The 11722-nt window shown below is 72.1% G+C and carries 10 protein-coding genes and 1 pseudogene; 3 read left to right on the top strand and 8 right to left on the bottom strand.

Features of this window, described 5'->3' with window-relative positions; all coding sequences use genetic code 11:
- A pseudogene (locus ACFV6I_RS09355) lies at nt 1-275 on the bottom strand (glycine-AMP ligase); the annotation flags it as partial.
- 183 nt (nt 276-458) lie between these two features.
- Nucleotides 459-1739 (bottom strand): MFS transporter, encoded by a 1281-nt coding sequence (locus ACFV6I_RS09350; RefSeq protein ID WP_380424086.1) that lies wholly within the window; start codon nt 1737-1739, stop codon nt 459-461.
- 363 nt (nt 1740-2102) lie between these two features.
- Between ACFV6I_RS09350 and ACFV6I_RS09345 the strand changes: the two genes are divergently transcribed.
- Together ACFV6I_RS09345 and ACFV6I_RS09340 are read left to right on the top strand one after the other, a co-directional pair.
- Entirely contained in the window at nt 2103-2759 is a 657-nt protein-coding gene (locus tag ACFV6I_RS09345) for a 1,4-alpha-glucan branching protein (protein WP_380424084.1), read from the top strand.
- 285 nt (nt 2760-3044) lie between these two features.
- Complete coding sequence (locus ACFV6I_RS09340) at nt 3045-3917, top strand: universal stress protein (RefSeq protein ID WP_380424082.1); 873 nt, start codon at nt 3045-3047, stop codon at nt 3915-3917.
- Nucleotides 3918-3992: 75 nt separating this feature from the next.
- On the opposite strand, the gene ACFV6I_RS09335 is transcribed toward ACFV6I_RS09340, so the two are convergent.
- Both ACFV6I_RS09335 and ACFV6I_RS09330 read right to left on the bottom strand, forming a co-directional pair.
- Complete coding sequence (locus ACFV6I_RS09335) at nt 3993-4646, bottom strand: GAP family protein (protein WP_380424081.1); 654 nt, start codon at nt 4644-4646, stop codon at nt 3993-3995.
- Nucleotides 4647-4815: 169 nt separating this feature from the next.
- Nucleotides 4816-5385: a TetR/AcrR family transcriptional regulator gene (locus tag ACFV6I_RS09330; protein WP_063351909.1), complete on the bottom strand. Its 570-nt coding sequence runs from the start codon at nt 5383-5385 to the stop codon at nt 4816-4818.
- 71 nt (nt 5386-5456) lie between these two features.
- Between ACFV6I_RS09330 and ACFV6I_RS09325 the strand changes: the two genes are divergently transcribed.
- Nucleotides 5457-5942: an FBP domain-containing protein gene (locus tag ACFV6I_RS09325; protein ID WP_380424080.1), complete on the top strand. Its 486-nt coding sequence runs from the start codon at nt 5457-5459 to the stop codon at nt 5940-5942.
- Nucleotides 5943-6131: 189 nt separating this feature from the next.
- Here ACFV6I_RS09325 and ACFV6I_RS09320 read toward each other — a convergent pair whose 3' ends face one another.
- The 4 genes from ACFV6I_RS09320 to ACFV6I_RS09305 form a co-directional block, all read right to left on the bottom strand.
- Nucleotides 6132-7343, bottom strand: a complete 1212-nt coding sequence (locus ACFV6I_RS09320) for a hypothetical protein (protein ID WP_380424079.1) — start codon at nt 7341-7343, stop codon at nt 6132-6134.
- A 521-nt stretch (nt 7344-7864) separates the two neighbouring features.
- A complete protein-coding gene (locus tag ACFV6I_RS09315) occupies nt 7865-8227 on the bottom strand; it encodes a hypothetical protein (protein ID WP_380424078.1) in 363 nt (120 codons plus the stop codon).
- Between the two features lie 126 nt (nt 8228-8353).
- Nucleotides 8354-10078 carry an FAD-binding oxidoreductase gene (locus ACFV6I_RS09310; protein ID WP_380424077.1) on the bottom strand — a complete coding sequence of 575 codons (1725 nt, stop codon included), beginning with the start codon at nt 10076-10078 and terminating at the stop codon, nt 8354-8356.
- A gap of 134 nt (nt 10079-10212) precedes the next feature.
- Nucleotides 10213-11418 (bottom strand): serine hydrolase domain-containing protein, encoded by a 1206-nt coding sequence (locus ACFV6I_RS09305; protein WP_380424076.1) that lies wholly within the window; start codon nt 11416-11418, stop codon nt 10213-10215.
- Nucleotides 11419-11722 lie beyond the last annotated feature (304 nt).

The raw sequence follows: 11722 nt of genomic DNA, 5'->3' as shown, positions 1-11722 counted from the left end.
CGTGCGGCGCGGTCGGGCCCGCCCTGCGGGGTGCGGACGATGCCGTCCAGGAGGTGCACCTCGGCGCTCGGGTCGGCGTCCAGCAGGGCCGCGGCGGCCCGGCGGCGCAGCGCGGCGGTGTCGGTGTCGGCGGCGGGCACCAGGTAGGCCAGCAGCCCGCGGCGGCCGTCGGCGCGCTCGACCGGCAGCAGCGCGCAGTCGGCGACCTCGGGACGCAGCAGCAGCCGGGCCTCCAGGGCACGCAGCCGGGCGCGGTCGGGACCGGTGGAGCTCATCAGGTACGGCACCTTTCGGATCGGTGCCGGGGCGCGCGGGTACGGACCGCCCCGGGGTACGGAGGGTGAGCGGATCGGGCTGGTGCCTGCGGCGCGGTGGCGCCGGCGGATCCGGTGGCGCGGTGCTTGTGATGGGGTGCTTGTGGTGGGGTGCGTTGGGGTGACTGCGGCGGGGTGGGGGGTTCAGCGTTTGCGGGACCGGGCGACCACGACCAGGAAGCCGAGCGCCAGCACGATCGGGACGGCGTGCGAGACGCCGACCACGGTCAGCGGGCTGAGCAGCGCCAGCAGCGATCCGCTCAGCAGCATCCCGGTGCCCATGCCGACGTTCTCGGCGGAGGCCAGCAACCCGAAGGCCTGGCCGCGCCGTTCGTCGGCGAGGGCCTGGATCCGGGTGGTGTACGAGATCTCGGTGAAGCCGTCGCCGAGCCCGGCACCGATCGCCGCCAGCAGGAACAGCGGGGTCGGCAGCCCGGTGAAGACCAGGATGAAACAGCCGGACATCAGACAGGTGCCCAGGGCGAAGGCACGCTCGCCCGGTTCGATGCCCCGGCGCAGCAGGAGCCGGGAGACCAGTTGCTGGGCGCCGAGGTTGCCGACCGCCCAGGTGGCCCAGAACATGCCCAGCAGCGCGGCCGGGTTGCCGGGAGAGTGCTGGTTGGCGAAGACCGGCAGGCTGATGTTGTGCGCGGCCGAGCCGAAGGCGTCCAGCAGCCGGATCGCCGCCATCGCGCCGACCACCGGGGCGGCCCGCAGGACGATCAGCGCCTGCCACCGGCTCCCGCGCCACTTCGTCCCCCCGGCGGAATCGGCGGGATCGGCGGCATCAGCCGGTTCTGCGGCGGGCTGCTCGGCGGGCTCGGCCCGGGTGCGCAGCGGCAGCCGGAGCACCACCGCCGCGAACACCAGGAAGCTGGACGCGTCGATGAGCAGCGCCGCGCGGAACCCGGCCCAGGCCACCACCACGCCGGCGGAGGCGAAGCCGAGCACCATGGCGGCCGAACGGCAGCTGGCCATCAGGCTGTTGGCACGGGCCCGGCGCTCGGAGCCGACCATCTCCGGGATGCTGGTCCGCAGCGCGACGGCGCACACCGCGGCCGCGCCGCCGAAGACCAGCGCGAGCGAGTAGAGCACCGGGATGCGCGCGGGGACGGGCGCGAGGGCCACCACGACCAGGGCCAGCGCCTGGGCCAGCGCGCAGCCCGTCATCAGCCGGCGCCGGTCGGTCCGGGCCACCAGACGCCCGGAGACCAGCCCGCCGACGAGGCCGCCGGCCAGTCGGATGATCAGGTACCCGGCCGTGCCGAGCGCGTTCCCGGCCGCCTCGTAGGCGAACAGGCTGAGCGCCACCAGGTCGAGCTGGCTCCCGTACGTGGACAGGGCGTCGCCCAGTGCCAGCCGGTAGAACACCCGGGGCAGCTTGTCGGCGCTCTGGTGCGGTACTTGCTGTGCAGTGTCCGGCACCGGTCCCCCAGGCACGCCGTGTCGGTCGGTTCAGTGTGACATTGCACTGCAATCTAAGGGTGACCCCGCAGCAGATCAAGACCTTGATCGCCTGCTTGTCCGAAAGATCGCAAGTTCGGCCGACCCGGAACCATCTTTCCAGCCAGACTGGCGAGTTGGTGCCGGTACGCCCTACCGCCCAACGGCCGGGCGGGCACCGGTGGACGACCGAGGACAGGGAGACCAGCCGGGCCAAGTCCGGGACCAGGCCGGGACCAGGCCGGAACGGCGACGAACCTCGCAGCGGAACCTGCCTGCCCGTCAGCCCCGCACGGGTGGGAGGGTATGACCATCGCACTCGTACAACGGAGGAGCACCCCCGGCATGTCCGTCATCCACCACACCACCCTCCAGCCGAGCAAGCTGGAACTGCTCGCCTCCTGGCTCCCCTCCCGCCCCTGGTACCGCGGCGGCACAGGCACCCCGGACCTGGCCAAGGCCGGCGGCTTCCGGCTGGACGACCCCCAGGGCGAGGTCGGCATCGAGTTCATCGTGGTCACCGACACCTCGGGCCCTGCCCCCGCCACCTACTTCGTCCCGCTCACCTACCGCGGCGCCCCGCTCGACGGGGCGGAACACGCGCTCGTCGGCACCATGGAGCATGGCGAGCTGGGACGGCGCTGGGCCTACGACGGCTGCCACGACCCGGTGCTGGTCGCCCAGTTGTCGGCCCTGATCGAGGGCCGGGTCCAAGCCCAGGACCAGAACATCAGCGACACCCCCAACCTGGAGGTCACCCGCTCCTACCGCGGTGACACCCCCCTGAACCCCACCGCCGCCGACGACGACCAGGAGGGCACCTCGCTGACGGCCCCCCGGGGCACGACCCTGCGCCTGCACCGGGTGCTGCACCCCTCCGCCGCCGACGCGGCCCTCCCGGCCCCGGAGACGGCCGGCCACCTCGGCGGCGTCTGGCAGCTGCCCGACGGCACGCGCACACGGGGCCTGTTCGCCGCCCTGCACACCGCCCCGCGCGCCTGACCCGCGCTCTGACCCGCGCTCTGACCGCCCACGCTCCCCAGACCGATCCCCCGAGCCGGGCCCGGACCGCCCGGGGCGACGCCTTGCGCCGGGAGGCGCCGACAGCGGCTCCCGCCGATACTGGCCGGGGTGCCCGGGCCACGTACGACCTGCGGGACGCAGCATGGACCACGGTCGCGGCGTCCGCCTCGACCTCCCCTTCCGGCAGACGGTCGAAACGGTCGCCGCCGCCCCCGACCCACCTGCGGGCCTGACCGGCCCGGACCCGACTGCTGGGAGGTCACCGTGAACGGTCCCGTCGCCGTGGACGGTCCCGTCGTCGCGGGCTTCGACGGTTCGCCGGAGAGCCTCGCCGCCACCGCGTGGGCCGCCCGGGAGGCGCTGCGCCGCGGGCTCGCCCTCGAACTCCTCCAGGCCTGGCCCTGGCCCAAGCGGGACTCGGTCGGCACCAACGAGGTGTACAACCGCAGCCGGGACGCCTTGGCCGCCCGCGAGGCGGAGCTGCGCGCCGCGCACGCCGGCCTCCAGGTCTCCTCCCGCCAGGTCCCCGACGACCCGGCCAAGGCGCTGGTGGCCGCCGGCCGGACCTCCGCCGTGCTCGTGCTCGGCTCCCGGGGGCTGGGGCCCGTGCGCGGCTTCCTGGTCGGCTCGGTGAGCCAGGAGGTGCTGCGCCGGGCCACCTGCCCGGTGGTGCTGGTCCGGGCCGGTGAGGGCGAACAGGGCGCCGCCACCGACCCCGTCCTGGTGGGCGTCGACCTCGTACATCCGCCGGACGACGTCCTCGCGTTCGCCTTCGAGGCGGCCGCCCACCGCTCGGCCCCCCTGCGGATCGTCCACGTCTGGGCGCCACCGGCCGGCAGCGAGTACATGGCGTTCGACGCCATCGGAGGGCTGGAGAAGGAGCTGTCCGCCTCCGAGCGGAAGCAGTTCGCCGACGTCCTGGCCCTCTGGCTGGCCCGCTACCCCCAGGTGACCGTGACGTCCGAACTCGTCCGGGGCAACGCCGCCATCGTCCTGGTGGAAGCGTCGGAGACGGCCCGGCTGGTCGTCCTCGGCCGCCACGTCCGGCGGATGCCTCTCGGCGCGCACCTCGGCCCGGTGGCGCACGCCGCGATCCACCACGTCCGCTGCCCGGTCGCCGTCGTCCCGGACGCCTGACCGGCCGCGGCAGCCGCCCCAGGCCCTCATCCGTCCAGGTGAGCGGGACCGCCGCGGAGGCGGCCCTCACGCCGGTCACAGCCCGCTGGCACCGTCGATGACGAGGAGCACCCCGATCACGGCGAGGACCACAGCGGTGACGGTGCTGTTATGGGTCTCCAACCAGGTCCTGGCCCTGCCCAGCGGAGTGAGGACACGCTCCCCCCGCGCGATGTGGAGCAGCACGGGAAGCACGACGGTGGAGACGGCGAGCGCGGTGAACACCGCCACGGCGATGACCGTACGGGGCGGGCCCAGTTCGGCGGAGCCGATGGCCAGCCCTGCCGCCGCGGACAGCAGGATGGTCTTCGGGTTGGCCCCCGACAGCAGGAGCCCCAGCCGCAGGGCCTTGGCCGGCGTGGCATCCGTGAGGCTCCGCATCCAGGCCGGGGTCCCCTTCTTGCCGCCGGAGAGCCACTGCCGCCCGGCGAGCAGGACGAGCACCGCGCCGAGGACGACTTTGGTCCAGGACGCCCAGGTGGGAGTCTCCTCGCGGGTCTCGATGACGGCCGCGAGTGCCGTGAACGCGGACGCCGCCACGAGGATTCCGGCCGCCCACCCGGCCAGGAAGGCTCCAGCCGTGGCCCTGGGCCGGGGAGTGAACAGCAGGAGGAGCGCCGGCACGATCGGCAACGGCGACAACGCGATGGCCAGGGCCAGCGGCGCCACCTCGCTCAGCACGACGTTCACGGACCACCTTCCTCCCGCCGATTCACAGGGCCCGGGCGGCCTGGTCGACCTCAATTCTCCCGCCGGACGGGCTCCGCCGCCCGCAGTCCCGGGCGGGAACGGTCACCTGGCCGCACCCCGGGGCCGGCCCCGGCCGACGGAGCCGCACGGAGCCGCGCGGAGCGGGCGGTCAGGCCGCCGGCCAGTTGCGCAGCAGTGCGTCGAGGGCGTCGAGGATGCGCGCCCAGGTGTCCTCGGTGCCGCGCGGGGTGTGCTGGAAGCTCCCGGCCCGTTCCAGGGCCACGTAGCCGTGGAAGGTGCTGCCGAGCAGCCGGACGGCGTCGGTCTCGTCGGGTTCCGCGAGGTCGTAGCCGCGCAGGATCGCGCGCGTCATCTGCGAGTGCCGGACGCCGGCGCTGGCGCGCGCGGTCTCGGGGTCGAGTTCGAGCTGCGCGGCGGCGTAGCGACCGGGGTGTTCGCGGGCGTAGTCGCGGTAGGCGTTGGCGAAGGCGGCCAGGGCGTCCTTGCCGGCGCGTCCGGCCAGGGCGGCGGCGACCCGGTCGGCGAGTTCCTCGAGTGCGAGCAGGGCGATCCTGGTCTTGAGGTCCTGGGAGTTCTTGACGTGCGAGTAGAGGCTCGCGTCCTTGACGCCGAAGTGTCGTGCCAGCGCCGAGACCGTGACCTTGTCGAAGCCGACCTCGTCGGCCAGTTCCGCTCCCGCCCGGGTGAGTCGTTCCGCGTTCAGTCCTACGCGCGCCATGGCCTTCCCTCCGATCGACTGAGGCCATTATACATTTGCCTAATGGTCCTAGGTAATTTACGTTGGATCCTATGAAGCCGTTGACCGAGCAAGAGATCCGTGCCGCCTTCGTGAACTGCACCAAGGGCGAGGCGAAGCGACTGCACATCCCCCGCGACCTGGCCGAACAGCCCTGGGGCGACCTGGACTTCCTCGGGTGGCGCGACCCGCAGGCGCCCGATCGCGCCTACCTCGCCGCCGAGTCGGACGGCCGCGTGGTGGCGGTCGCGCTGCGTTCCTCCGGCGCCGCCTCCTGGCAGGCCCGCCGCAGCATCTGTTCGCTGTGCGTGACCACCCACACCGGAGGCGTCTCGCTGCTGGTCGCGCCCCTGGCCGGGAAGGCCGGCAAGCAGGGCAACTCCGTCGGCGCCTACATGTGCAGCGACCTCGCCTGCTCGCTCTACGTGCGCGGCAAACGGGAGACCGGCACCCGGCTGCACGAGTCGCTCACCGTCGAGGAGAAGATCCGCCGCACCGCGGCCAACCTCGCCGCCTTCGTCGCCAAGGTCACCGCGTGACCCGCGGCGGCGCGTCGCCCTGGGACATTGTCCTCGCTCTGCGCCGACTCCTCGCATCACCGGACACCGGGCCCGCTGCGGCGGGCCCGGTGTCCGTCTGAGCCGCACCTCACCCACGCTCCGGGATCAGGACTTCCGGCAGCCGTTGCGAGCCGTCAGCGCCCCACTGCCCACGGACCGGTGCCGGTACTACATGCAGGCACCGGGGTAGGGGTTGGGCTGCTGTCCGGTGGTGAGGGGGGTTGCGGTGGTGGCGGCCGTGTCGAGGGTGTGGAAGAGGGCGCGTGCGGCGGCGCCGGTCACGGACATCTGGGTGGCGGCGGTGAGTTCGCTGCCGGTCATGGGGTTGTGGCCGGCCTGGACGAGGGCGCTCACGCCGTCGGCGCCGAAGGCCTTGACGGTGCCTTCGAGGTCGAACACCGGGATGGTGGTGGCACCGAGGCCGGTGAGCATTCTGATGTCGTCGACGACGGTGGTGAGGTTGTCGTACGGCGGGATCCCGGCATTGCCGATGGTGACCTGTCCCGCGGTGCCGAAGTAGCGCTGGATGTCGGTGAAGTAGGACGCCACGTAGCCGGATCCCAGGTCGATCCCGAAGGCGCGGTAGGCCTGAAGGAAGTACTGGTCGTAGCCGGTCGGCGGGAACGCCGTGATGCCGAGCGCGGCCTGCAGGGCGATGCTGCCGTTGTCGAGGTCGTCCAGCGCGTAGGGCACGGGCGAGCCCGAGATCCGCATCCCGTTCTGGTGCGCCCAGGCGATGGTGTCGGCGTAGGTGTGGATCGCGCGGCACTGTGCGGCGGGGTCGAGGCTATTGGCGTTCAGCAGGGCATTGAAGCCGGTCAGGTCCTTCTGGGTGAGGGCCTGGGCCACGGCCTGGTCGCCGGTGGGGGATTCCAGGTCGAGTACGGCCTGGGAGAACTGGAGGTCGTGGGCGAGCGACCAGACGTGGAAGTCCTCGACGGCGCTCTGGACGAGGGCGGCGTTCTGCTCGGTGTCGAAGGTGCCGTCCGACAGCGGCACGGTGATCCAGGCGCTGACCGGCACGCCGCGGGTGTTCGCCTGCTCGACCAGGGCCAGAGCGTCGGTGCGCTGGTTCTCGCCCGGCAGCGCGGGGCCGAAGTCCGAGCCGTACACGAGGTCGAGGTAGAGCGGGCTGTGGCCGGCGGCCAGGGTGTTCCACACGGTGTCGGTGAACGCGCTGAGGTCCCGCGGACAGGTCAGCGGGTCCTCCGCCAGACACGGCTGGACCTCCTGCCCCGCCCAGAACGCCACCTGCGCGGCGAGGGCCCGGCCGGCGGGTACGGCCCCGGCCGGTGCTGCGCCGATGCCTGTGAACACCGAGCAGACGAGCACGCTCGCCGCGGCGATAGCCGAAGCTCTGGCGGACAGCGGATTTCTCATGGGTCTTCCTGTTCGCGGTCGTTGTCGGCGACGTGCGCCGTCACCGTTGTGGAGTGCCGCCGGGGTAGGCGGGGTGTCTCTGCGCGGGGGCCCCTTCACGGTGTCGTGGGGAGCGCGTCGCGAAGGGCCGCTCCGGCCGGGCCGAATCCGTAAGCCTCACGAACCTTCCCGAGAGACCGAGAGACAGGATGGGAGCGATGCCAGGAGCTCCCGACAGCCTTGCACGACATCAGACATCCGATTGACTACACAGTGTGACGATTAAGTGGAGCACATCCCCACTCGACCTGAGAGCATCGCAACGCGAAGGAAGTTCGTGCCGCCACTATCTGCCGCCCGGAAGACAGCCCGGGCTCGGCTGGGCCCTGTCGGCGGAACCGGCTCCTGCGGGAAAACGGGCGCCCCGTGGCGGCTCGGGCGAACCCGTCGCCGCCCCGGGGCGGATCGTGCCGGTTGTCAGCGGATCGGTGCGGCCCCAGGCCTGCGTGACCGGGGCAGCCGGGGCGGCCGGGGAACGGTGCTCAGTTGAAGACCAGGACGTCGGTGCGCATCGGCAGCGGACTGCCCCAGCCGATGTTGATCTTGAACGTCACCAGTCCGTTGCTGGGGGCGATGCTCGACACCTGGAAGGGCGCCGCACCGACGAACCGGTTCCCGTTGCCGTCGATCTCGGAGGCCGTGATGACGACCGTCGAGTCGATCCCGATGACGTTCCAGGCGATCTGGAGGTTGAACGTCCCGTTCCCCGGGGTCCACGTCCACCACCCCCGCCACACGGCGCCGACGTTGCCGCCGATCGCCGCGAGGCCCTGGTCCCGGTCGGCGGGCTGCGAACTGCTCGCGATCCGCGGCACCTCGATGGAGGAAGATTCGGCTGCGGCCATGACGGCTCCCCTCGCGCCGGGAGAGCCCCCATGGGCTCCCCCAATACTTAGAGTGTCCGTTAATGCGCACAGCGTCACAATCACTCGTGGGAGTGAACCTCCGGCGCGCCTCCCCCAGGGCCTTCGTTACGGCCTCCCGTCGGGCGGTTCGATGGCGAGGGCGTGCCGGAAGATGTTGCACGGGTCCCAGCGGGCCTTGACCTGTTGCAGGCGGGGGTAGTTGTCCTTGTAGTACAGGGTGTGCCACGGGGTGCCGGAGGTGTTCCACGCCGGGTCGGCGAGGTCGGTGTCCGCGTAGTTGATGTAGGAGCCGTCACTGACCTCGCCGGGGACGGGGACGCCTCCGGTGTCGCGGTACACCTCGCGGTAGAAGTCCCGGACCCAGGCCAGATGGGCCGCGTCGTCCGCCTCATCGGCCCAGACCGTGTAGTAGACGGCCTTCATCACCGAGTCGCGCTGGGCGACGGCGGTGGCGTACGGGGGCACCGCGTTGACCTGGCCGCCGTAGCCGACGAGGAGCAGGCCGCACTCCGCACCGCCCGTGCCGTTCGTCAAGTGCCGGTAGGCGGTGGCGAGTTGGGCGTCGGTGAGGGAGCGGCGCAGGTAGCCGGCCTTGTCCTTGTAGCGCCGGGTGATCGAGTTGCCGGCCTCGCCGGTCCCCGGCCAGGTGCTGGTGGGCAGCCAGGGCATGGTGCCCCGGAGGGTGGCGGGTTCGGTGGCACCGACGTCGGCGGTCACCGCGCGCACGAAGTCGGTGAGCACCGCGTCGGAACCCGGAACGCCCGCGTCGATCTGCACGACCAGCTCAAGGGTGCCGGACTTGCGGTGTCCGGCAATGAGGACGGCGTACAGGTTCGCCGCGGGGGTGCCCGGTTCGCTGTTGCGCTCGTGCCACGTCCCGTAGTTGCGCAGCAGGCTGGTGAACGCCCGTTCCGTCATCTTCTCGTCCCAGGTCCAGGCGACCAGGCACCTCCGCAGCTCGCCCGGGGCGCGCGGCAAAAGCGCCGCGGGGTCGCTGTGGGAGCGGGTGCCAGGGCCGGAAGTTTCGGGGCCGGGGGTGCCAGGGCCAGGGGTGTCACGGGAGCGGAGCCAGTAGCGGGTGACGACGCCGAAGTTGCCACCCCCGCCGCCGGTGTGGGCCCACCACAGGTCGTGGTTCGGATCGTCCGGGTCCCGGGTGGCGACCACCGCCCGGACAGTCCCGTCCCGGTCGGCCACCACCACCTCCACGGCGTGCAGGTAGTCCACGACCGAGCCGTAGGCGCGGGACAGCGGACCGTACCCGCCGCCGGCCAGATGCCCGCCCGCGCCCACCTCGGGGCAGCCGCCGGCCGGGATCGTCACACCCCAGCCCTTGAACAAGGTCCGGTACACGCGCCCGAGGGTCGCTCCCGGCTGCACCACGAACGCACCCATCGCGGGGTCGAAGCCGACGGCGTCCATGGCAGAGAGGTCCAGCAGGAGCTGCACCGCCGGGTCGCCGGTGAAGTTCTCGAAACAGTGACCGCCGCTGCGCACGGCGATCCGGCGCCCGGAGCGGACGGCGTCGGCGACGGCCCGCACCACCTGCTCGGTGGAGCCGGCCAGACGGATCTCCTCCGGCCGGCCGACGAAACGGTAGTTGTCGCCCCGCAGCAGGCTGTCGTAGCGGGAGTCATCGGGGCGGACCGTGACCGGCCCGAACGCCCGGCCCTCCGGCCCGCCCCCACCTCCCGCCGGACCCGGGCCCTGGTGGCCCGCCGCCTCGGCGGGCCCGACGGCCAGGCCGGCGACCGCACCGCCGACCGCCACCGCACCGGCTCGAGCGAGCAGGTGGCGACGCCCCAGCCGTTCGTCCGCCGACCCGTCCATCTCTTCCTCCGTTCACCACGACCATCCGTCAGCGCATGCTACCGGCGCACGCGTCATTCAAATGTGCTGACCATAGCGATAATTGACACAGAATCAGGAAAAGGCCATAGCGCTCGGCCGCCCCCGGCGGACGTTCAGCGGGTGCCGCAGAAGACGGTGTCGAGGAACTTGATGCTCGCCTCGTTCTGCGCCGTCTGCTCGGCGTCATCGCCCCGCGGGGTGTAGGAGAGCGCGACCTGGCGGTCGGCGGTGCCCCACAGCTGGGTGGAGAAGCCGAAGGTGCCGCCGTTGTGGCCCAGCACGGTGGTGCAGGAGAGCGTCGCCTGCGCCAGCCCCATCCCGTAGTCGACGTCGTGCGAGCCCGGCACGGTCTGGAGCATCGTGGTCATCTCGCGCTGCTCCGCCGGACGCAGCAACTTCCCCTTCAGCACGGCCTGCTCGAACCGGACCAGGTCATCGGTGGTGGAGATGATCTCTCCGGCGGCGCCCGCCCAGGACGGGTTCTGGTCGGTGACGTCGAAGTCGGTCTTCTTGACGTTCCCGGTGCCGGCGCCGTCCACGGTGGTCCAGTAACTGTGGGCGTGCGGGCCGGGGATCGTGGTGGAGCGGCCGGGGACCGTGGTCTTCGTCATCCCGAGCGGTCGCAGGATGCGCTGACCGACCTCCTGTCCGTAGGGGTGCCCGGTGACCTGCTCGATGATCAGGCCGAGGATGTTGAAGTTGGTGTTGGAGTAGCCCCATTGGGTTCCAGGCTCGAAGTTCGGCGCGTGGGAGACGGATGCGGTCACCAACTGGCGCGCGGTGAACGTACGGTTCAACCCGCCCTGGGCCAGCCACGAACGGAAGACGGCCGGGTCGTTGAGGTTGGGGAAGACGTCGGTGCCCGCGTTGGTGGCGTCGAACAGGCCCGTGCGCTGGTTGAGCAGCTGGCGGACGGTGATGTTCTGCCCGTTGGGGACCAGCCCCGGCAGGTGGCTCGACACCGAGTCCTCCAGACCGAGCCGGTGCTCACCGACCAGTTGCAGCACCGTGGTGGCGACGAAGGTCTTGGTGACGCTGCCGATCCGGAACCGGCCGTCACCACGGACGGGCGCCTGACCGACCAGGTCGGTCACCCCCGTGGTGCCGCGCCACCGCTGGTCACCGTCACGCACCTCGGCGATCGCGGACACCGCCTTGGCGTCGGTCAGCCCGTTGAGGGCGAGTTGCAGCGGACCGCCACGCGGGCGGGCCGACGAAGCTGCGGAGTCCTCGGCCCCCGCCGCGGCGGCGGAGGCGGGTGACGCGGACACCGCCAGACAGAAGGCTGCGATCAGGGCACTGGTCAGACGACGAGACATGGAGCTTCCCTTCACTCGGGCGAACAGGAGTTCGCCACGAGTCAGCCTGTCAGCGCCGCCACCGGGGGATCATCACTCCGGATGAGGACCCGTCCATCCTTCAACAGGCTTACGAGATCGACACCTTAGGACACCAAAGAGGTACGTGAGGGGTCCTCTGACGGTCGCATCCGGCGATGCGCCCGCACGCTCGGTGGAGTTGTGGCCGGGGGGGGGGGCGCCGCCGGGTGGCGCCCCCCCCCCCAGCGGCCCACAGCGCGCGCAGCGGGGGGGGCGCGGCTCGACCCCCGCGAGAGCCCCCCGG

The organism is Kitasatospora sp. NPDC059803 (genome assembly GCF_042732255.1).
GTDB lineage: Bacteria > Actinomycetota > Actinomycetes > Streptomycetales > Streptomycetaceae > Kitasatospora.
The sequence above is the reverse complement of the archived record's forward strand: the minus strand, read 5'-3'. Positions and strand labels throughout refer to the sequence as shown.

Coding starts and splice junctions, on each gene's coding strand:
- ACFV6I_RS09345 (WP_380424084.1), top strand. CDS start 2,103: ATGTCCGTCATCCACCACACCACCCTCCAGCCGAGCAAGCTGGAACTG.
- ACFV6I_RS09330 (WP_063351909.1), bottom strand. CDS start 5,385: ATGGCGCGCGTAGGACTGAACGCGGAACGACTCACCCGGGCGGGAGCG.
- ACFV6I_RS09325 (WP_380424080.1), top strand. CDS start 5,457: ATGAAGCCGTTGACCGAGCAAGAGATCCGTGCCGCCTTCGTGAACTGC.
- ACFV6I_RS09320 (WP_380424079.1), bottom strand. CDS start 7,343: ATGAGAAATCCGCTGTCCGCCAGAGCTTCGGCTATCGCCGCGGCGAGC.
- ACFV6I_RS09315 (WP_380424078.1), bottom strand. CDS start 8,227: ATGGCCGCAGCCGAATCTTCCTCCATCGAGGTGCCGCGGATCGCGAGC.
- ACFV6I_RS09310 (WP_380424077.1), bottom strand. CDS start 10,078: ATGGACGGGTCGGCGGACGAACGGCTGGGGCGTCGCCACCTGCTCGCT.
- ACFV6I_RS09305 (WP_380424076.1), bottom strand. CDS start 11,418: ATGTCTCGTCGTCTGACCAGTGCCCTGATCGCAGCCTTCTGTCTGGCG.